The sequence below is a fragment of the Chitinophaga sp. genome (genome assembly GCF_019236475.1).
Taxonomy (GTDB): Bacteria; Bacteroidota; Bacteroidia; order Chitinophagales; family Chitinophagaceae; genus Chitinophaga.
Map to the genome: position 1 here is coordinate 117,418 of NZ_JAFAIX010000006.1, position 22,084 is coordinate 139,501.

Annotated in this window: 22 protein-coding genes; all 22 read left to right on the top strand. The window is 45.1% G+C overall.

Annotation, left to right across the window (positions count from 1 at the left end; translation table 11 throughout):
- Positions 1–52: 52 nt before the first annotated feature.
- The 22 genes from JO154_RS09810 (at position 53) to JO154_RS09915 (ending at position 22,077) form a co-directional block, all read left to right on the top strand.
- On the top strand, positions 53–310 hold the full coding sequence (locus JO154_RS09810) for a phosphopantetheine-binding protein (protein WP_291944475.1): 258 nt from the start codon (positions 53–55) through the stop codon (positions 308–310).
- Positions 310–1,182 (top strand): lipid A biosynthesis acyltransferase, encoded by an 873-nt coding sequence (locus JO154_RS09815; RefSeq protein WP_291944478.1) that lies wholly within the window; start codon positions 310–312, stop codon positions 1,180–1,182. Before JO154_RS09810 ends, JO154_RS09815 begins: the two co-directional genes overlap by 1 nt.
- 101 nt (positions 1,183–1,283) lie before the next feature.
- Entirely contained in the window at positions 1,284–1,703 is a 420-nt protein-coding gene (locus JO154_RS09820) for a 3-hydroxyacyl-ACP dehydratase (protein WP_291944737.1), read from the top strand.
- A gap of 12 nt (positions 1,704–1,715) precedes the next feature.
- On the top strand, positions 1,716–2,456 hold the full coding sequence (locus JO154_RS09825) for a hypothetical protein (protein WP_291944481.1): 741 nt from the start codon (positions 1,716–1,718) through the stop codon (positions 2,454–2,456).
- A gap of 6 nt (positions 2,457–2,462) precedes the next feature.
- Positions 2,463–2,882, top strand: coding sequence for a thioesterase family protein (locus JO154_RS09830; protein WP_291944484.1), 420 nt, complete (start codon positions 2,463–2,465; stop codon positions 2,880–2,882).
- Between the two features lie 9 nt (positions 2,883–2,891).
- Positions 2,892–4,091, top strand: a complete 1,200-nt coding sequence (locus tag JO154_RS09835; protein ID WP_291944486.1) for a beta-ketoacyl synthase N-terminal-like domain-containing protein — start codon at positions 2,892–2,894, stop codon at positions 4,089–4,091.
- Between the two features lie 50 nt (positions 4,092–4,141).
- A complete protein-coding gene (locus tag JO154_RS09840) occupies positions 4,142–5,203 on the top strand; it encodes a methyltransferase (RefSeq protein WP_291944491.1) in 1,062 nt (353 codons plus the stop codon).
- 57 nt (positions 5,204–5,260) lie between these two features.
- Complete coding sequence (locus JO154_RS09845; protein WP_291944494.1) at positions 5,261–6,517, top strand: NAD(P)/FAD-dependent oxidoreductase; 1,257 nt, start codon at positions 5,261–5,263, stop codon at positions 6,515–6,517.
- A complete protein-coding gene (locus tag JO154_RS09850) occupies positions 6,510–7,109 on the top strand; it encodes a hypothetical protein (protein WP_291944497.1) in 600 nt (199 codons plus the stop codon). Before JO154_RS09845 ends, JO154_RS09850 begins: the two co-directional genes overlap by 8 nt.
- Positions 7,110–7,161: 52 nt before the next feature.
- Positions 7,162–7,428, top strand: a complete 267-nt coding sequence (locus JO154_RS09855) for a phosphopantetheine-binding protein (RefSeq protein ID WP_291944499.1) — start codon at positions 7,162–7,164, stop codon at positions 7,426–7,428.
- The gene (locus JO154_RS09860; protein ID WP_291944501.1) at positions 7,425–8,618 is read left to right on the top strand and encodes a beta-ketoacyl synthase; all 1,194 of its coding nucleotides are present in this window, start codon (positions 7,425–7,427) and stop codon (positions 8,616–8,618) included. Before JO154_RS09855 ends, JO154_RS09860 begins: the two co-directional genes overlap by 4 nt.
- Before the next feature lie 9 nt (positions 8,619–8,627).
- Entirely contained in the window at positions 8,628–9,692 is a 1,065-nt protein-coding gene (locus tag JO154_RS09865; protein WP_291944503.1) for a beta-ketoacyl synthase chain length factor, read from the top strand.
- Positions 9,686–10,465 carry a polysaccharide deacetylase family protein gene (locus JO154_RS09870; protein ID WP_291944504.1) on the top strand — a complete coding sequence of 260 codons (780 nt, stop codon included), beginning with the start codon at positions 9,686–9,688 and terminating at the stop codon, positions 10,463–10,465. Before JO154_RS09865 ends, JO154_RS09870 begins: the two co-directional genes overlap by 7 nt.
- Positions 10,458–11,090: an outer membrane lipoprotein carrier protein LolA gene (locus JO154_RS09875; RefSeq protein WP_291944507.1), complete on the top strand. Its 633-nt coding sequence runs from the start codon at positions 10,458–10,460 to the stop codon at positions 11,088–11,090. Before JO154_RS09870 ends, JO154_RS09875 begins: the two co-directional genes overlap by 8 nt.
- A gap of 10 nt (positions 11,091–11,100) precedes the next feature.
- Entirely contained in the window at positions 11,101–11,697 is a 597-nt protein-coding gene (locus tag JO154_RS09880; protein ID WP_291944510.1) for a hypothetical protein, read from the top strand.
- A gap of 4 nt (positions 11,698–11,701) precedes the next feature.
- Positions 11,702–12,061 carry a 3-hydroxyacyl-ACP dehydratase gene (locus tag JO154_RS09885; protein WP_291944513.1) on the top strand — a complete coding sequence of 120 codons (360 nt, stop codon included), beginning with the start codon at positions 11,702–11,704 and terminating at the stop codon, positions 12,059–12,061.
- Positions 12,062–12,065: 4 nt separating this feature from the next.
- On the top strand, positions 12,066–13,277 hold the full coding sequence (locus tag JO154_RS09890) for a DUF2062 domain-containing protein (RefSeq protein ID WP_291944516.1): 1,212 nt from the start codon (positions 12,066–12,068) through the stop codon (positions 13,275–13,277).
- Positions 13,278–13,285: 8 nt separating this feature from the next.
- Positions 13,286–17,164, top strand: coding sequence for a trifunctional MMPL family transporter/lysophospholipid acyltransferase/class I SAM-dependent methyltransferase (locus JO154_RS09895; protein WP_291944519.1), 3,879 nt, complete (start codon positions 13,286–13,288; stop codon positions 17,162–17,164).
- The gene (locus JO154_RS09900; RefSeq protein WP_291944522.1) at positions 17,154–18,677 is read left to right on the top strand and encodes an NAD(P)/FAD-dependent oxidoreductase; all 1,524 of its coding nucleotides are present in this window, start codon (positions 17,154–17,156) and stop codon (positions 18,675–18,677) included. The genes JO154_RS09895 and JO154_RS09900 overlap by 11 nt, the downstream gene beginning before the upstream one ends.
- Positions 18,655–20,373, top strand: coding sequence for a C45 family peptidase (locus JO154_RS09905; protein WP_291944525.1), 1,719 nt, complete (start codon positions 18,655–18,657; stop codon positions 20,371–20,373). The genes JO154_RS09900 and JO154_RS09905 overlap by 23 nt, the downstream gene beginning before the upstream one ends.
- 6 nt (positions 20,374–20,379) lie before the next feature.
- On the top strand, positions 20,380–20,757 hold the full coding sequence (gene acpS / locus JO154_RS09910; protein WP_291944528.1) for a holo-ACP synthase: 378 nt from the start codon (positions 20,380–20,382) through the stop codon (positions 20,755–20,757).
- 27 nt (positions 20,758–20,784) lie between these two features.
- The gene (locus tag JO154_RS09915; RefSeq protein ID WP_291944531.1) at positions 20,785–22,077 is read left to right on the top strand and encodes an AMP-binding protein; all 1,293 of its coding nucleotides are present in this window, start codon (positions 20,785–20,787) and stop codon (positions 22,075–22,077) included.
- Positions 22,078–22,084: the final 7 nt, after the last annotated feature.

Genomic DNA, 22,084 nt, shown 5'->3' on the forward strand with positions numbered 1-22,084 from the left:
GGTTGGTAACCATTGATAATTATTAATCAACCTATATCTGTTTATACAATTTATGGAACTCAAAGACGTAATAACTGTCACAAACAAATTTTTGGTCGAGGAATTTGAAGCTAACCTCGAAGATATTAAACCGGAAGCGAATCTGAAAGCTACCCTGGACCTTGATAGTCTGGACTATATTGACATGGTAGTAGTGATAGAAGATAATTTTGGTTTTAAAGTAAAACCTGAAGACTTTCAAAGCATAGTCACTTTCCAGGATTTTTACAATTATGTAACTGCTCGTATTCAGCAAAAAGAACTCGTGTAATGCCGTCCTGGCAGGGAAAGTCGAAAGGAAATAAGCTGGGATACAGTATATTCATTGCCATATTGCGGTATGGAGGCGTATATCCTGCTTATTTCCTGTTACGGTTTGTGGCCGCATATTATTTTCTTTTCTCCTGGAGTTCTTCCAGGCCCATTTACAAATATTTCCATACAAAAGCAGGGTATGGCAGGCTGCGTTCCCTCGTCAGCCTGTACCGGAATTACTATATCTTTGGACAAACATTGATTGATAAGGTGGTGGTGATGGCTGATATGGCCAATAAATTCACCTTTGATTTCGATGGAGAAACGCATTTGAGGGAGATGGTCACAGGTGGCAAAGGAGGTATTCTCCTCAGTGCGCACCTGGGCAATTGGGAAGTGGCCGGTCATTTGTTCAAAAGGTTAGAGACACGCATCAACATTGTGATGTTCGATGGAGAACATGAGCGTATCAAAGCGTACCTGGCAGCGGTCACTGGGGGCAGGAATGTGAATATCATCGTCTTGAAGGATGACCTTTCACATATTTACGCCATCAATGAAGCATTAAGCAACCAGGAACTGGTATGTATGCATGCGGATAGGTTTCTGCCTGGCAATAAGACCATGACAGCCAATCTCCTAGGATCACCTGCACAGTTTCCGCTGGGCCCATTCCTGCTGGCATCCACTTTCAGGGTGCCTGTTTCCGCAGTTTTTGCTTTCAAGGAATCCGCTACCCATTATCATTTTTATGCCACCCCGCCTAAGGTCTATACAGGTCGTAAGGAACAGCCGGCGGCATTGAATGATTTTGTGGCCCATATGGAACAAATGATCCGGAAATACCCGGAACAATGGTTTAACTATTTCGACTTCTGGGAGGAATAAAGCCAAGGTTTACCGTCAATGTATTTTCCGGGTTTTTACTGTTAATAAATTCGTATAATTCTATTTACTTCGTATTTCTTTTTATACAATAACTTGTGAAGATGTTTATTCATACAGACGATATTACCGCTTATATTCCGCAACGCACACCTATTGTAATGGTCAGCGGAATCCTTGAAGTAGAGGGCCCCTCTACCCGTACTGCCCTGCACATTGCGGAGGATAATATTTTCGTACAAGATGGACATTTCACTGCACCCGGACTGATGGAAAATATGGCGCAGACAGCCGCTGCTCGTATCGGCTATATTTCCAAACAGAATAATACCCCTGTACCATTGGGCTTTATCGGGGCCGTAAAAGACTTTGAAATATTCGAATTACCTCCCGCCGGAGCTACCATCGAAACTACAACAGTGATAGGAGCAGAAGTTTTCAATGCTACTATGGTGAATGCAAAAGTGATGTATCAGGATAAGGTGATGGCTCAGTGCGAACTGAAAATATTCATCAACCCCTAAATTTTAATCATCATGAAAACCAGTAGAATTTTTCTGGTAGCAACCTTGATGCTGACTTGCTGTTTGTCAGCCGTTCAGGCACAAAAACTGAAGAATTTCCTCGATAATCAGGATTCTTCCTTCACCTGGCTGGGTGTCGATTTCACACAGGCGCGCGTAATCGCCGACGCCGGCGTAGATGCTACCGATGTGATCAACCGTCACTTTGCAGGGATCAACCAGGTGATCGTTAATGAACCCAAGAAGTACGATGTACCCGGGTCTCTCCGACACAAAAATGTCACCTACGACATCTCCCTGGTAAATAAACACAATCTTACCACCAGTTCCGAAACACTTAAATCCGATAACGCAAATGATTTCCACAGACTTACCCCTGAGGATGTTGCGAAATTGGTAAAAAACTTCAATTTCGACGGAAAAAAGGGAATCGGCGTACTTTTGGTAATGGATGGGATGAGCAAGTCGGAAAAGTCGGCCTCCATGTATGTTACCATCATTGATATGGGCGCAAAACGTGTGCTGATGACCGAACGCATGGACGGCAAGGCCCAAGGCTTTGGTTTCCGCAACTATTGGGCTTATACTGTTTATAAAGTACTGGATAATTTTGATGGCGACTACAAAAAAATCCAGGCGAAATATGCAGATGCGAAAGACCCAGTAGAAGAGCCAGAACAGCCTAAAAAGACAGGAAAAACTGCCGTAGCAGAAGGTCCGGCAGCTCCTAAAAAAGCGAAAAAGAAAGGATAATCAATAATGAGTTTAACCGAGAGCACCACCATAACAATCAGATTTAATGACTGTGATCCGTTGGGGATTGTATGGCATGGAAATTATGTGCAGTATTTTGAAGACGGAAGAGAGGCTTTCGGTGAAAAATACGGACTTCGTTACCTGGATATTGCTGCCGAAGGATTTACCGTCCCGGTGGTCAATATCCAGTGTGATTATAAGCGCCCCCTTCGTTATGGTGATAAGGTTTTGGTTCACACCACCTACATCGACGATATGGCGGCGAAAATGAAATTTGAATACATTCTTACCAATGCAGCCACTGGTGAAGTGGTAGCGAAAGGTTCCTCCGTTCAGGTGTTCCTGGATAAGGAGTCCTCCACGCTGCAACTTACTATGCCTCCTTTTTTCAGTAATTGGAAAAAGGAACAGGGGCTGATTTAATAGGGTACTATGCAAAAGGTTTTTGTTGCCGCTGATAATATTGTGAGTCCACTGGGCAGTACTACCCTTCAGAATTTCGAACAGGTGTTGCAGGGTAATAGTGGCATCCGACTGCATGACAACGCAGCCTATGCCGCTGCTCCGTTTTATGCTGCCATGCTGGCCCCCGGTCAGCTTGAATCCTATGCTGGGCAGTATAACGCAAATGAATACACGAAATTTGAACGATTGCTGCTCGTATCTATTGCGGATGCGTTGCAGCAAACGCGTATAAACCCGCGCAATGCTCGTACTGGATTGATTGTATCCACTACCAAAGGAAACATTGAGCTATTGGAACAAAGTGTGGAGAAAGCCCAGGCAGTAGCTGCCTGCGGAGATACCCACGAGTTGCCAGAAATGCCTGCGGAAATTCCAGTGCAGCAAATGCAACTTGGGGCTACTGCCAGGAAAATTGCAGACCATTTTGGTATCGTTAATGAGCCGGTGGTTGTCAGCAGTGCCTGTATTTCAGGATTGTTAGCCATCCTGACCGGTAAGCGACTCATTCAGGCAGGTATATACGACCATGTGATTGTGACGGGAGCAGATGTGCTGACACGTTTTGTACTTTCCGGCTTTCAGTCGTTCCAAGCAGTGAGTGCAGGCCCTTGTAAGCCGTTTGATGCCCACCGCTCCGGCGTTTCGTTGGGAGAGGGCGCTGCTACGGTGATACTGACAATTGATCCTGCCCAAGCAGGTGCATTTGTGTTGGGAAATGGGGCTGTCAGCAATGACGCCAACCATATTTCCGGACCTTCTCGCACTGGTGAAGAACTGGCTGCTGCCATGAAACTGGCTATGTCGGGGACTGGGCTGCAACCGGAAGATATCGGCTTTGTATCTGCACATGGTACGGCCACGCTTTACAATGATGAAATGGAGGCGAAAGCCTTGCATCATGCAGGACTGGCAGATAAGCCAGTGAATAGCCTGAAAGGATATTACGGCCATACCCTTGGCGCTGCGGGTCTGATTGAAGCGATCATCAGTATGCAGGCGCTGAAAAACGGGGTCGTGTTACCCACAAAGAATTTTGAAACTCCTGGCGTCACCATGCCAGTAAATATTAGTAACGCCATTACGCACACGCAAGCTACGCACCTGCTTAAAACAGTATCAGGATTCGGAGGATGCAATGCCGCCATGGTTTTTAGTTTAATCAGCTGAATGCAGCGGCCTACAACGATCCCGAACATCAGCTACATTTAATCATTGTCGTGTTTAATAAAGAAACAAAAACAGCATTACAAGCCAAGGAAGCCGCGTTATGGCTCGCCTTCGCTCCAGTTGCTTTTCAGGCTACAAGGGCGCTGCGCGATATGGGTATTTTAACAGCTATCAGCAACAGCAGATCACAAGGTATCACCATTGAGGATATCATGGAGCAAACCAAAATGAATAGATATGCTGTCAGAGTATTGCTGGAAGCGGGTTTAGGTATGGAACTGATTATTGTAAATGATAAGAAATACACCCTGACTAAAACCGGATACTTCATTTTACACGATGAGTTAACCCGCATTAATATGGACTTTACCCAAGATATCTGCTATAAAGGCATGTATCATCTGAAGGAAAGTCTGGAAACCGGTAAACCTGCTGGTTTGCGTGAACTGGGACCATGGGATACCATCTATCCTGGTCTTTCCTTGCTGCCTCCTGCGGTAGGTAAAAGCTGGTTCGACTTTGATCACTATTATTCCGATCTCGCAACGCCTGCGGCACTGGATATCGTATTTGAAAATAAACCTAAGAAACTGCTGGATATCGGTGGTAATACCGGTAAATGGGCATTGGCTTGCACTGCAAAAGATCCTAATGTGGAAGTGACCATTTTTGACCTCCCAGGTCAGGCGGGCATTGCGCAGCAAAAAATGAAGGATGCAGGTGTAGAAAACCGCGTACATTTCCATATCGCCAATATCCTGGATGAGAGCATCCCATTCCCTAAAGGGTTTGATGCCATCTGGATGAGCCAATTCCTGGACTGCTTCTCCGAAGCGGAAATTGAATCTATCCTTTCCCGCTGCCGTGAAGCATTGAATGATAACGGTACCATCTATATCCTGGAACCATTCTGGAACCGTCAGCAGTTTAAATCCGCCGCTTTCTGTCTGCAGCAAACATCTCTGTATTTCACGGCTATGGCTAATGGAAATAGTCAAATGTACCACACAGATGATTTCTTCCAGTGTATTCACAATGCGGGACTGGTTATCGCAGAAGAAAATAACCAGATGGGGCTGAATTATACGCTCCTGAAATGTAAGAAAGCGTAGTTATACATAGTGCCTTGCTAACAAAATACAAATCATTACATCCCAAAATTACATCGTATGAAAACTGAAAAAGTCGATGTGCTGGTTATTGGTGCTGGTCCTGCGGGATCAGTAGCCGCATCCATTATTCACCAGGCTGGTTATAAGGTGAAAGTTGTAGAAAAACTGACATTTCCGCGTTTTGTGATCGGAGAGAGCTTACTCCCTCGATGCATGGACGCACTGCAGGAAGCCAAATTCATTGATGCGATCAAAGAAAAAGGATTCCAGCAGAAGTATGGCGCCAAGTTCGTAAAAGGAGACAAAATATGTGACTTTACGTTCAAAGAGCAACATACAGCAGGATGGACCTGGACTTGGCAGGTAACGCGGGCCGACTTCGACAAAACCCTTGCTGATACAGTAGAAAGCATGGGTGTCCCCGTTTCATACGAGACAACGGTAACGGATATACGATTTAATGGATCTGATTCTGTGACCACCGTTGAGGATAAAGACGGTAACAAATCACAGGTTGAAGCCCGTTTTATTGTGGATGGAAGTGGGTATGGTCGTGTGATCCCGAAGCTGTTTAACCTGGAAAAAAATTCCAACCTACAGCCGAGGAAAGCATTGTTTGCACATACGGTAGACAGACGTCGTTCTATGGCGGATGAGCCTAACCGTATCACGGCAGTAGTACATAAGAAAGGCACATGGATCTGGATTATTCCATTTTCCACTGGTGTAACCAGTCTTGGATTTGTGGGAGACCCGGAGTTCTTTGAACAATACCCTGGCACCGATGAAGAGAAATATCGTGCATTGCTGGAAGCAGAACCCTATACCAGGGAGCGTTTCCGCGATGTAGAACTGGTGTTTGAACCAAGAATTCTGCAATCATGGTCCGCTACTACCGATAAATTTTATGGAGACGGCTATGTATTGACAGGAAATGTAACAGAATTTTTAGACCCGATTTTCTCTTCTGGCGTAACTTTGGCATGTGTGTCTAGTCAGACGGCCGCCAAGCTGGTTATCCGTAAATTGAAAGGAGAGCAAGTGGATTGGGAGAAAGAGTACATGGAACCTACCATGCAAGGGGTGAATACTTTCCGTTCATATGTAATGGCTTGGTATGAAGGTACCCTCGATACCATTTTCTTCTGTGAGAATCCGGATCCTGAAATCAAAGGAAAAATCTGCTCTGTGCTGGCGGGCTACGTATGGGACCAATCTAACCCATTCGTAACCAATCATGATACGGCTTTGAAACGTCTGGCGCGCACGATCGAATTAACGGAGAAATTAAAAAGCGGTTCATCAGTTGAGTAATAAAGCATATATAACAGGTACCTGTATTATCAGAAACAATGGCATCTTCCATAACGGTCAACTCGTTTGGGAGGCGCCAGGCGCAGAGTTGCAAGAATTTCTCAGAGGGGCATATGATCATTTTTCTGGTCAGTATCCGAAGTTCCATAAAATGGACCCACTGAGCAAACTAGGATGGCTGGCGGCAGAAGTACTGCTGAAAGACAATCCTGTCCTGCAATTGCCAAAAGAAGCGGTGGGCATGATGTTGTCCAACCGCAGTGCCAGTCTGGATACAGATATTCGCTATTATGCCACCGTAAAGGATATTGCAAGCCCAGCTCTGTTTGTATACACGCTTCCTAATATTGTAATGGGGGAGATATGTATCAGACATGGTTTTAAGGGGGAGAATACATTTTTCGTATCTGAACAGTTCGATACAGCTTTGCTATCGGCTTATCCGACGGAACTTCTGTCCACAACACCTTTACAGGCTTGCCTGGTAGCATGGGTGGAAGTGATGGAACAGGATTATGAAGTCATCATGGTATTAGTGGAGAGAAATGGACAGCAGCCGCTGGACAAAGAAAGTCTGGATGCAATTCGCTGAATGGCTGTCTCCCGAAATACTTAAAAAAGTAAAAAATTAAAATATATAAAACGTGGAAAAGTTGATGTCGGATCTGAAATCGCAGATCGTTGAACAATTGAATTTGCAGGAAGTGAAACCGGAAGATATCGGAAATGATGATCCATTATTCAAAACCGGTCTGGGCCTCGATTCTATCGATGCGCTGGAACTGATCGTTCTGTTGCAGCAGCATTACAACATCCGCATTGCCAACCCTGAACAGGGCCCTGAAATATTCCACTCCATCCGTACGATGGCAGAATTTATCACCGCTCAACAACAAAAACAGCAGGCATGAGTGAAAAGGTGTGGATAGCAGGTGGTGGTGTCATCAGCGGCATAGGCATGAATCTCCAGGAAAACTTGGAGTCGTTCAAGGCTATGCAACCCGGTATGACCGCCATGGAATACCTGCACTCCGTGCATCGTAATACCTTCCCCGTGGCGGAAGTAAAGGCCGATAATGAACAACTGGCAGATCTGGCGCGTATGCCGGAAAATACCAGTAGAACTGCATTACTCAGCCTGATTGCCGCCAGGGAAGCCTGGAAATCTACCGGACTGGCAGATATTTCCCAGTACCGAGTGGGATTGGTATCCGCCAATACTGTGGGAGGTATGGACAAAACGGAAGATTTCTTCAATACCTTCCTTTCTCATCCACAAGGTGGACGGCTACATCAGGTGGTGAACCATGAATGCGGCGCAGTAACGGAACTCGTAGCAGATGCGATGGGCATTCGTCATCATATCTCTACTATCAGCACTGCCTGCTCTTCTGCGGCCAATGCATTGATGTATGGCGCAAGACTAATCCGCAACAAAATTGTGGATATCGTTATTGCTGGTGGTACTGATTCGCTGACAAGGTTTACCCTCAATGGTTTTAACACGTTGATGATCCTGGATCAGCAGCCATGTCGGCCATTTGATGAAACCCGCACTGGGCTGAATTTGGGAGAAGGCGCAGGATATGTGGTCCTTGTTTCGGATTCGCTGTTGGCGCATATTCATCCATGGGCGCGACTCAGCGGTTTCGCCAATGCGAACGATGCTTATCACCAGACCGCCTCTTCCCCTGATGGAACAGGTAATTATCTGGCCATGAAGGGTGCGTTGGATATGGCAGGACTGCAACCGCACCATATCGATTACATTAACTTGCATGGCACTGGTACACAAAACAATGATGTGTCTGAAGGCATTGCGATCAATCGTTTGTTTGCACCGCATTTTCCTGCGATGAGCTCCACGAAATCCTTTACAGGACATACGCTTGGCGCCAGCGGAGGAATTGAAGCCGTTTACTCGGCACTGGCACTCCGGGAAGGAATTATCTACCCGAATGCCCGTTTCCAGCAGCAGATGAAAGAATTGCCTTTTGCACCGGCAACCACATTTAGTACTGGTAATGACCTGCATCATGTCATGTCCAATTCATTTGGCTTTGGTGGCAACTGCTCCAGCCTGGTGTTTTCAAAAGAATAACTGCATTACATGAACATCTATATAAACGGCACCGGTTGTATTTCTCCGCAGGAAACTGCGCAGATAGGCCCTTTGTTTGCAACACTGAGGGAGTATGACCAGGTGCGCCTCTCCACCGTTGATCCTGACTATAAGCAATGGATAGACCTGAAGCAAATACGTAGGATGAGTCGCGTGGTGAAAATGGGTGTTGGCGCTGCCAACCTCAGTATAGAGGAAGCTGGCATCACCCTGCCAGACGCTATTATCACCGGTACTGCCTATGGCTGCCTCGATGATACCGGCGTATTCCTCAATAAACTCGTTTCGCAGCAGGAAGAAATGTTGACGCCTACTGCGTTTATTCAATCTACGCACAATACGGTGGGCGGGCAGATTGCGCTGTTGATGGGCTGTAACGCCTACAACAACACCTTTGTACATCGTGGGTTTTCCTTTGAACACTCACTCCTGGATGCGATGATGATCCTGGAGGAAGGTACTGCGAAACATGTGCTAGCAGGCGGGTTGGATGAAATTACTAATTACAGTCACCAGATTCTTTCCCGTTTCGGGATTTATAAAAAAACGCCTGTTAAAACAATGGCGCTGCTGAATAGTCCCGATGCTGGTACGATTGCCGGAGAAGGTGCTGCGTTTTTTACCTTGAGTACGGAAAAAGGCGCGCATGCAGCAGCAGAATTAGTAGGATTGCATACCATCTACAAACCATTGTGGGAAGGAGAAGTGATCGGGGAAATTGTGAAATTCTTGGAAGACCATGATTGCACGTTGGGAGATATTGACCTGTTGGTAACAGGTCGTAATGGTGATATTGATCAGGATGAGATGTATGAAGAAGTAGCGGCAGCGCTGTTTCCAGAGCATCCCGAAGCCTGCTTCAAACATCTGTGCGGAGAATATCCTACTGCCATGGCGTTCGGAACCTGGATGGCCAATAGAATGATAGCGGAGCAGGATGTACCTGCTGCGGCGATGTTTTATGGTCAGCCACCGGCAAAATTGAAAAACGTTTTAATTTATAATCATCATCAAGGAACGCATCATTCCATGATATTACTGCGTGCATGTTAACACATCGGAATACATACTTGGTGCTGGCTTTGCTGCTCGTGATCTGGCTTACAGCCAGATTTTTTCTGCAGATGGATATTTCCGCCTGGTGGTTAGTATTGATTCCGTTGATTTATATTCCCCTTTGCGTATGGGGTGCGATTAAGGTACAGGCAAATTTTTTTCTCCCTTCTTTATCGCAGGCAAACACGCAGGAAAAAGTGGTAGCGTTATCTTTTGATGATGGACCGTTGCCGGAGTTTACACCGGTAATACTGGATATTCTGAAAGAAGAAGAGGTGAAGGCCGGCTTCTTTTGCATTGGTAAAAATATCCCTGAGAATGAAGACTTACTGGAACGCATACACGCAGAAGGACATGTAATCGGGAATCATTCTTGGAGTCATGATTTCTGGTTCGATTTGTATAGTCGCAGGAGAATGATGATAGACATGGATACCATGGAAGATCAGATGCTGAATGTACTGGATCTGAAGCCCAGGATGTTCCGTCCGCCATATGGGGTTACCAATCCTAATCTGGCGACCGCCATAAAGCTCCAGAAAGTGAAATCCATTGGTTGGAGTATTCGCTCGATGGATACAGTAGCCAAAGATGAAGAAAAGTTATTGCAGCATATTCTGTCGCAGTTGCATCCGGGGGCGATTATCCTCTTGCATGATACCTGCAAGATTACGGCAGACATTTTGCCAAGACTGATCGCAGGTATCCGCGAAAGAGGATACAGATTTGATCGAATTGATAAATTATTAAATATATCCGCTTATGCGTAAATGGTTGTTACTGGTAATGTGTGGATTGTTTTCATTGCAGATGCAGGCACAGACAGGCTTCAAACCTGTTACAGACCTGGCTCCGCTGAAACAACAGTTTGCAAAAGCTGCCCAGAATACACAGAGTATCCAGTGTGATTTTGTGCAAGAGAAGAATTTAAGTATGCTTTCCGATAAGATTACTTCCAAAGGAAAGTTCTGGTTCAAAAAGGATAATAAAGTGAGAATGGAGTATACACAGCCATCTTACTACCTACTGGTTATCAATGGGAAAGAGATTAAAATCAAAGATGCCCAGAAGGAAAATAAAGTTTCCGGAAAAGCCAACAAACTCTTTGACCAGATTAATAAAATCACCGTGGATTGCGTGCGTGGAACTGTATTAGATAATGCAGACTTCAGCACAAAAGCATTTGAGAATCCACAGTTTTACAAACTGGAAATGGTGCCTGCTAATAAGGCATTGAAAGAATACTTTAGCAAAATCACCCTGCTGGTGGACAAACAGGATTATTCTGTTTCCAAAATCACTATGGATGAACAATCCGGCGATGATACCACCATTAGTTTTCTGCATAAACAACTGAATGCAAATATTCCGGATGCGTTATTTTCTGCTAAATAGTTTGATAGTTTTGACGTTCGCCTTCGGCGGATGCCGGTCTGTCTATAAGGGTCTTCGCGCTGAGGAGCATGGTGATGTGAACTGTATCCGAAAATTTGCACCACAGTTCAGTAATACTTTATACAGCACGCAGGTGAATGTCATGAAGCACCATCTCAGCGGACTGGTATTCCTGAAAATGATGCCAGACAGCTCTTTGCGAATGGTGTTTGCGAATGAAATGGGATTCAAATTTTTTGATTTTGAATATGATAAAGACGGCCATTTCACCAAGCATTTCATCATCCCTAAAATGGATAAGAAAGCGGTGGTGAAAACACTGAGCCAGGATTTTGCCTTGGTACTCATGCGGCCAGACCTTTCCAAAGCCCATGTAGCAAAGGATGATAGCAGTCGCTATATAGTAGTGCCTACTGAAAAAGGGAATAATTACTATATAACGGATAACGATTGTACGCAGTTATTACGGATAGAGAAATCATCGGAGCGGAAACCGGTAGTACGGATCACCATGGATCATTATACCAACGGTGTACCTGATAGTATTTATATCAAACATCTCAATTTTAAATTTAATATCTCCCTGCAAAGGGTGGAAAAAAAATAAACACATGTTAGCTGGCAGCTTTTATACCATTACAGAACAGAAACAGGAACCAGGACAGGTAAATGCAACCATTGCGTTGAATGTGGCGCATCCGATTTTCGGAGGGCACTTTCCGGAGCAGCCTGTGGTACCTGGCGTATGCATGATGCAGACCATCACTGAATTTCTGGCTGCTGCCACCAACCGCAAGGTGGCCTTGCAGAAAGCAAATCAGATGAAATTCATGAATATGATTGATCCGCGTCAGACGCCGCTGGTAGATGTACAGGTACAGTATAAAGAAGAAGAAACCGGACTGAAGGTGACAGCTATCCTGAAGCGGGAAGACAAAACTTTCATGAAGTTCCAGGGACTGTTTAAATAATTGCATGTCTGTTTCGCCAACACATAACGAACTATTTGAACAGCACAGGGTAGCCGTGCTGATTCCTACTTACAACAATGCCACCACACTGGCTGCTGTATTGGAGGATGCGCTGAGCTATACCCATCACGTCATCGTGGTCAACGATGGCGCCACTGATAATACCCATGAGATTTTAGCGGCTAATCCACTGATACAATTGGTATCGTATAGCCCTAACCGTGGGAAGGGAATTGCCTTGCGGAGGGGCTTCAGCTATGCAAAAGAGCAAGGGTATGATTATGTGATTACCATGGATGCAGATGGTCAACATTTTGCGTCTGATCTTCCAATACTGCTGAATAAAATAACGGAAGATCCCAATGCCCTCGTGATAGGCGCCCGCAATCTGCAACAGGAGAATATGCCGGGCAAAAATACTTTTGCCAATAAGTTCTCCAACTTCTGGTTTTATGTGGAAACGGGTCTGAAAGGGCCGGATACACAGTCTGGTTACCGGTTGTATCCACTGCACCGAATGGGGAATACCCGTTACTGGTGTACCAAATATGAGTTTGAAATAGAAGTATTGGTACGGAGTGCCTGGAAGGGAATAAAGATCGATTGGGCGCCTGTGCAGGTATATTACCCGCCGGCAGAAGAACGTGTCTCCCATTTCCGTCCTTTCCGCGATTTCTCCCGTATCAGTGTGCTCAATACCGTATTGGTTTTCATCACCCTTATTTATATTAAGCCCAGGGATGTTATCCGTTATCTCTCCAAATGGGATAACTGGAAAAAGATGTGGAGAGATGAAGTGCTAAATCCAACAGAGAGTAATGCTAAGAAGGCTGCTGCTATTGGGTTTGGGGTGTTCATGGGCATAATTCCTATCTGGGGATTCCAGTTGCTGGTAGCGATATTGCTATCTATTAAATTCAAGCTGAACAAAGCTTTAGTGGTACTGGCTGCACATGTTAGTACGCCGCCACTAACCATTGGCGTGTTATATGCCAGTTTCGTTACCGGTGAACTATTTATGGGGCAAAAGTCCAGGGACCTGATCTTTATGGGGCAGACACTGGATACCATCAAGCATACCATCAAAGCAAATTTCCTGCAATATGTGCTGGGGGCTTGCTCCCTCGCAGTAACGGCAGGCATAGTGGCATGGCTGGTCAGCTTTGCCTTACTTTCCGTATTCCGGAAAAATAAACAACTTCAAAACGCACAGTAACAATAAAAATGGCAAGTATCTTCGTTGCAATCTATAATTTCTTTGAACGCCATAAAGTATGGCTATGGACTACTACGATCCTTAGCTTTCTTTTGGTAGGATTTCTTGCTTCGAAGGTGAAACTGGAAGAAGATATTACTAAAATTCTTCCCCAGGATAAAAAGCTGGATAAACTTCAACAGGTTTTCCAAGACTCCAAATTTGCCGATAAACTCATTGTTACCATATCGCAGAAAGACACGTCCGCGGCGCCCATGCCCGACAGTCTGACTGCCTACGCTGCCGCATTTACAGAACAGGCAGGAGCGCGCTTGTCTCCCTATATCAAAACTATCCAGGGACAAGTAGAAGATGCAACGGTCATGAACCTAATGCACCTGATACAATCCAACCTTCCCATTTTCCTGGAAGAAAAAGATTATAGCAGAATTGATCAGTTGATACAGCCTGATACGCTGCAGCACTCTTTGCAATATGACTACAATACGCTGATATCCCCTGCAGGACTGGTGTTGAAGAAAATGATACAGGCAGACCCCGTAGGTATTTCCTGGATTGGCGTGAAGAAATTACAGCAGTTGCAAGCAGATGATCAGTTTGAATTATATGATAATTATGTGATGACGAAAGACCATCGTCATCTGATGATATTTATTACGCCTGCCAATCCGCCTACAGCTACGAAGATTAATGCCAAAATGCTGGCGGCACTGGATCAGTTGCAGGATAGTTTGCGGACGCAGTATCCACAAGTGAATGCCTCTTACTTTGGTGGAACCGCTGTGAGCGTGGGCAACGCGTCCCAGTTGCGCATGGATACCATGCTGACACAGGGAGTAACTGCTTTGTTACTGGTGGCGCTGATTGCATTATTCTTCCGCAAAAAGAGGGCGCCAGTATTGGTAATGCTGCCGGTAATTTTCGGCGCGCTATTCTCACTGGCATGGGTATACGTATTTAAGGGACATATTTCCGTAATCGCGTTGGGAGCGGGTTCTGTCATATTAGGGATTGCAGTGAACTATTCCTTACATGTGTTCAATCACTTCCGCCATACGCCTGATATCAGGGAGGTAATCAGCGATTTGGCCATGCCAATGACACTGGGAAGTTTTACAACGGTAGGCGGTTTCCTCTGCCTGCAATTTGTAAAATCGCCCATGCTCCATGACGTAGGATTGTTTGCCGCGATGAGTCTGGTGGGGGCGGCATTGTTCTCTTTGATCTTCTTGCCCCATTGGATGGTAATCGGCCATCAACCAGCGGCAACGCAGGAACATGAGCACCACGACAACTGGCTGGACCGCCTGTCCGGTTATAAGCCGGAGAAAAACAAATGGCTAGTGGGTGGCATCTTCCTACTAACGATCTTTTTCTTCTTTACAGCCAATAAGGTAAGCTTCGAAAATGACATGATGCGGATGAATTATATGTCGCAGGAATTGCAGGCGGCAGAAGCGCATCTGAATAATGTCAATGCCTATGTAGCGCAGTCGGTTTACGTAGTGACCGATGGAGATAATATGGAATCAGCCCTGGAACATACGGAACAAATGATGCCGCTCATTCATGAGCTGCAACAGAAAGGGGCCGTAAAGAAAGTGGCCGGCGTACAATCCTTATTGTTGTCAGATAAAGAACAGCAGCAGCGCATTGCCCGCTGGAATGCTTACTGGACGCCAGCAAAAAAACAGCAGGTACTGGCGTATCTCCGTTCGCACGGACAGGCCATCGGCTTTAGTGCAAAAGCATTCGATGCTTTTGAATCCATGCTGAATGAAAATTACCAGGTGCTGAACCCTGAAGATATTGATATCCTGAAAAGCGGTTCCCTCGGCGATTACATCATGCAGCGCAAAGGAACCGTGTCTCTCGTAACATTACTGAAAGTCGATCCAGCACAGAAAAATGCAGTGTATGCCGCGCTGGATAATCATCCGCATACAACAGTATTGGACAAGCAATATGCCGCCAACAGGCTGGTAGATGTTATCCGCGATGAGTTCAATAGCATTGCCTGGATGACCTCTTTGCTGGTGTTTGCAGCATTATTACTGTCTTATGGCCGAATAGAACTAGCGTTGATCACCTTTATCCCGATGGCTATCAGTTGGATTTGGATATTGGGGATCATGGGATTGTTTGGTATCAAATTTAATATCGTTAATATCATCCTCTCTACCTTCATCTTCGGTCTGGGAGACGATTACAGCATATTCATGATGGATGGCTTGATGCAGGAATATAAAACAGGAAAGAAAACAATTTCCTCTTTTAAATCCTCTATCATCCTGTCGGCCATTACTACCATATTGGGATTGGGTGTGCTTATCTTCGCGAAACATCCTTCCTTGAAATCCATTGCTATCATATCTATCATTGGTATTAGTACGGTGGTGTTGATTTCGCAGGTAATGATACCGGTGCTTTTCAACTGGTTGATCACCAACCGTACCCGCAAGGGCTATGCACCATGGACCTTGAAAGGCTGGGTACTGTCGGTATTTTCATTCACTTACTTCACCTTGGGATGTTTGATCATGACGGTAGTAGGTTGGATACTGATTAAGCTGAACCCATTCAATAAGGAGAAAGGTAAATACCTGTATCATTGGATACTGTCGAAATATACCCGTTCTGTCATTTACATCATGGGTAATGTAAAGAAACGCATTATCAATCCGTTGAATGAAAACCTGGACAAACCAGCAGTTATCATTAGTAATCATCAATCGTTTTTGGATATTTTGGTCTCTACCATGATTAATCCGAAAGTAATTTTGCTGACGAACCAATGGGTATGGAGATCCCCGGTTTTTGGCGCCGTAGTGCGACTGGCAGACTATTACCCGGTGGCAGATGGTGCAGAAGGAGCGATTGAGAAATTGAGAGCACGCGTAAAAGAAGGATATTCCATTATGGTATATCCGGAAGGTACCCGTTCTCCGGATACTAATATTAAGCGTTTCCACAAGGGCGCGTTTTACATAGCGCAAGAATTGGGACTGGATATTTTACCTATCCTGATTCACGGTACCGCCTATACGATGCAGAAAGGGGATTTCCTGTTGAAAGATGGTCATATTACCCTGAAATATCTTCCAAGAATTCAGCAGGAGGATATTAGTTGGGGAGATAACTATAGCGCACGTACGAAAACGATTAGTCGGTATTTTAAAGCAGAATATGAGTTGTTGCGTAGGGAGATGGAAACCCCTAAGTACTTTAGGCAACAACTGATGTACAACTACATCTATAAGGGGCCGGTGCTGGAGTGGTATATGCGTGTTAAAACCCAGATGGAAGGGAATTACCAACAATTTGATGCATTACTGCCTCGTGAAGGTCGAATCATGGATATTGGCTGTGGATATGGTGCGATGAGTTATATGTTGGCATGGCTCGCTCCAGGCCGACAAATTACCGGTGTGGATCATGATGAAGAAAAAATTATTACAGCCAATAATAACTACAGCAAAACAGATCAGGTAAACTTTATTCAGGGCGATGTAGCGGAGATGGAAATGGAGCAGCACGATGCCTTTATCCTGAGTGACGTATTGCATTACCTGACAGCAGCAGAGCAGGAAAGTCTCCTGGAACAGTGTATCAGCAACCTTTCTCCGGAGGGTGTCATCATTTTGCGTGATGGGGATCTGGAGCGCGCCCAGCGACATGAAGGAACGAAATTTACCGAATGGTTATCCACAAAAGTATTCGGTTTTAATAAAACGGGCAGGCAGGAATTGACTTTCTTGTCGGCGTCCGGTGTACGTAGCATTATCAAAAAATATGGAGCTGTAGCCGAGGAGATAGACAATACCCGCTATACTTCGAATGTAATATTTGTTATCCGAAAATCCCCCCAAAAACAATATGCACAATAATGAGGTCATCGTCATAGGCAGTGGTCTTGGTGGATTAGTTACCGGTGCCATTCTCAGTATGAATGGTTACCGTGTACGTGTATATGAAAAGAACCGTCAGATAGGCGGTTGCCTACAAACTTATTCCAGGGAGAAGGTCATCTTCGATTCCGGTGTACACTATATCGGCGGATTGGCCCCTGGTGAAAACCTATACCAGGTATTCAAATACCTGGGCATTATCGATAAGCTAAAGCTGAAACGCATGGATATGGAGGGTTTCGACCATATCAGTTTCAGTGACGATAGCAAAGTGTATCGGTTGGCCCAGGGAGAACAACGTTTTATCAATAACCTTCTGGCCGATTTTCCAGGGGAGAAAGCCGCACTGGAAGAGTATTTCCGGATGGTGAAGATGATATGTGGGAAATTCCCCCTGTATAATCTCCGATTGGGAAATTATGAGGAAAAGCAAGAAGTGTTGCAATACAATACTGCGGAGTTTCTTCGCTCGTTGACTAGCAATGAACGCTTACAGCATGTATTGGCGGGTAATAACCTGTTATATGCCGGTGTGGCGGAAAAGACGCCATTGTATGTGCATTCGTTGGTGCTGAACAGTTATATGCAAAGCTCCTGGAAATGTGTGGATGGCGGCTCCCAGATAGCCAAATGGCTGGGTCGTCGGATCACGGAAAATGGTGGGGAGATTATCCGTAATACCGGAGTAAGAGCCATCGTAGGAGAGGGCTCACAGGTAGATCATATAGAATTGCAGGATGGTACCCGTGTCAAAGCAGACCATTACGTATCCAACCTGCACCCAGCGCAAACCATCGCCATCACGCAAAGCGATATGCTTCGTGGCGCCTATAAAACGAGGATGCAAACCCTCGAAAACTCCATTGGGGCTTTTGTCTTGAATGTAGTCTTGAAACCAGGGACTTTCCCTTATATCAACTATAATTACTATTACCACGCCACAGACGATGCCTGGGCGGGGATTCATTATAAAACCGATTCCTGGCCGGAGACATACGCCATGTATGTAGCCGCCAGTTCTCAGCATGAACAGTATGCCGACAGCCTTTCCATTATGACGTATATGCGATATGAGGAAATGGAACCGTGGAAAGACACGTTCAACACTGTCCTTCAGCCGGATACCCGAGGCGAGGCCTATGAGGCCTTTAAGCGGGAGAAAGCGGAACAGTTGATTGCCTGCGTGGAGAAGCGGTTCCCGCAATTCCGGAGTTGTATACAGTCGTACTACGTGGCCACGCCATTATCGTATCGTGATTATATCGGCACCGGAGATGGCAGTATGTATGGTGTTATGAAAGATTCTGCTAATCCGTTGAGGACGATGATTTCTGCCCGTACCAAGCTGTCAAATTTGTATCTTACAGGGCAAAATCTGAACTTGCACGGGATTCTCGGCGTAACGATGAGCAGTGTGATCACCGCTTCTGAACTGCTAGGAATGGAACATCTTGTAACAGCAATAAACCATGTATCAGCAACAGACATATAACATCAAGGGGAAAAAGAAGAAGCGCAGTTTTTTAAGTAAGCTGCTACGGGTATTCCTGTACATCATAGGAGGTATTTTGGTGCTGTTGATAGCCTTGGCTATTTACTTGGTATCTGTGAGCAAAATGACACCTCCGGATATTGCCAATAAGGAGGCGCTGAAGCTACAGCGTACACCATTGGATAGTACCGCTTGGACATTAGGTAATAGCTGGTTCCGTAAAAGCAATAGCGGTCTCTACGAAATGTACGTAGAGGGAGCGCCTTTTGAAAGAGGCGTAATCAATGGAAAACTATCTGCTGAGCTGATACAGCGTCAGGAAGATGTTTTTGTGGGACAGATCACCAAAATGATCCCATCCAATTTTTACAGACATTTCCTTAAATATTTCATCGGTTTCTTCAATCGTGACCTCAGTCAGAATGTACCAGAGGAGTTCAAGGAAGAAATCTATGGAGAATCCTTCTCTGCGTCTCCTAATTACGACTATATCGGTAGTAATTACGAGCGTCTGATGAACTATCATGCGGCGCATGATATAGGGCATGCTTTACAGGGGATGGCATTGGTAGGATGTACTTCCTTCGCCACTTGGGATGAGCAGTCGGCCGATAGTAACCTGATCATCGGGCGTAACTTCGATTTCTACATGGGAGATAAGTTTGCCGAAGATAAGATGATCGTGTTTTATCATCCTGACAAAGGTTACAATTTCATGTTTGTGACCTGGGGCGGTTTTACGGGAGTTGTTTCCGGTATGAACGACCAGGGTCTTACCGTTACCATCAATGCTGCCAGAACAGACGTTCCTTTTGGAGCGGCTACGCCAGTATCATTGGTAGCAAGAGAAATCTTGCAATATGCCAAAACCATCGATGAAGCATGGGCCATTGCCAGCAAAAGAAAAATGTTTGTATCCGAATCATTCCTGATCGGCTCTGCAAATGACAATAAAGCCGTGGTGATAGAGAAAACACCTACCGGCATGGATAGATACAGTCCAAATCAGCATTTCATCACCTGCACCAATCACTTCCAGGGCGATTCCTTGAAACTGTTGGCCTCCAACAAACTCCAGGTAGCGGAAAGTGCTTCTGAGTATAGGTATCAGCGTCTGACCGAATTGATGAAAAGAAACGGTCCGAATACCGTGCAGAAAACAGTGGATATCCTGCGTGATCGTCAAGGGTTACATGATGCCAATATTGGAATGGGAAATGAGAAAGCCATCAACCAGTTTATTGCGCACCATGGTATTGTGTTTGAGCCGAAGAAGAAATTGGTTTGGGTATCTACAGCGCCTTTCCAAATGGGCGAATTTGTAGCTTATGATTTGAATCAGATCTTCAGTATGAAAGGGTTGCAAACGGATCATGAAGTGTATGATACCACCTTGAACATTCCAGCGGATCCATTCCTACAAACAGCGGATTTCGCCAAGTGGAAGCAGTTCCATCATATGAAGGAACAAGCTGCCAATGGAGGGCCATTGGATGTTGCAGCATTTATCAATACCAATCCTGAATTATATCAGACATATTGGATCATCGGCGATTATTTCTATAAGAAAAAGAGCTATGATGAGGCCAAAAAATATTATGCCATCGCGTTAACAAAAGTGATCGCTACCAAAGGCGAGGAAAACCATATTCGTGAAAGGCTGCAAAAGTGTGAGCAGGCATTACAGAAAAAATAGCGCAGTATGATCATCGGAATAGGTACAGATATAGTGGATGTGCAAAGGATAGCGGAGAGGCTGGCCAAAGGTACTGGGTTCAGAGACCTGGTATTCACGCCCCATGAAATCGCCTATTGTGATCAACAGGCCAATCCTGCCCAATCGTATGCCGCCCGCTTTGCCGCCAAGGAGGCAATGCTCAAAGCCATGGGAACAGGCTGGGGAAATGGAGGTATTCATTTCAATGAGATAGAAATCAGGAATGATATCAACGGAAAACCGGAAATATATCTTATCGGCGAAGGTGAAAAACGCTATGAACAGCTACAGATAAGGCATATCTGGGTTTCCTTATCACATGAAAAAACAACTGCCATCGCTATGGTCATTCTGGAAAGTTGACCCGCGTCTCACTAAACAAAAAATACTATGTATATACCCGATATAGAACTACAGTCATCCGCCGCCATCCGGGCATTCCAGGAGAAGGAAGTCCTGCATATGATCGGCTATCTGCAACAGTTTTCACCTTTTTATAAAGACTGGTTCAAACGGCATCATATACAGGCAGACAGCATCACCTCTTTGGAGGACCTGAAGAAGATTCCTCCTGTTACCAAAGAAGCATTACAGGAGTATAACTGGGATTTTCTTTGCGTAGATAAGAGTAAAATTGCCGAGTATACCACTACCTCTGGAACCCTTGGCAGACCAGTGATTCTGGCGTTGACGGAGAAGGATTTGCAGCGATTGAGTTATAATGAATATATATCGTTCTGTTGTGCCGATGGTACCGACAGTGATGTGTTTCAATTGATGCTGACATTGGATCGTCAGTTTATGGCGGGTATGGCGTATTATAACGGCATTCGTAAGCTGGGAGCCGGCGTACTGCGTGTAGGCCCGGGCGTGCCTAGTATGCAGTGGGAAAATATTCAGCGCATAAAACCTACGACTATCGTAGGCGTACCTTCTTTTTTAGTGAAGCTGATCGCCTATGCAAAAGAACATAATATAGATATCAACAGTACTTCCGTAAAGAAGGCGGTATGTATTGGTGAGAATATACGCAATACGGATTTTTCCCTGAACGTATTAGGTAAGAAAATTACAGAGCAATGGGATATCCGGTTGTATTCTACATATGCGTCTACAGAAATGCAGACAGCTTTTACAGAATGCAGAGCTGGTAAGGGTGGGCATCATCATCCAGAATTACTGTATGTAGAGTTGTTGAATGAAAACAACGAGCAGGTAGGGCCTGGTGAAGATGGAGAAGTGACCATTACTACACTTGGTGTAGAAGGGATGCCGCTGTTGCGTTATAAGACAGGAGATATTTGTCGCTATTACGATGATCCGTGTACTTGCGGCAGACAGACATTACGTTTGTCTCCCGTAATCGGACGTAAGAAGCAAATGATTAAATTCAAGGGTACTACGTTATATCCACCAGCGTTGTTCGATCTGTTGAATGACATGGAAGAAGTGAAAGAATTTGTGGTAGAAGTGCATTCCAATGAGTTGGGAACAGATGAGATATTGTTGCATCTGTGGCCGTTGGAAGAATCGGAAGAGATGGATAGGAAGATACGTTCTTATCTGCAGGCGAAGTTACGCGTGATCCCGCAGATACGGTATTGTAGCCAGGCGGAGATTATGAAGATGCAGTTTCCAGAGGCGAGTAGGAAGCCAGTGAAGTTTGTGGATAATAGGAAGTAAAGTTAAA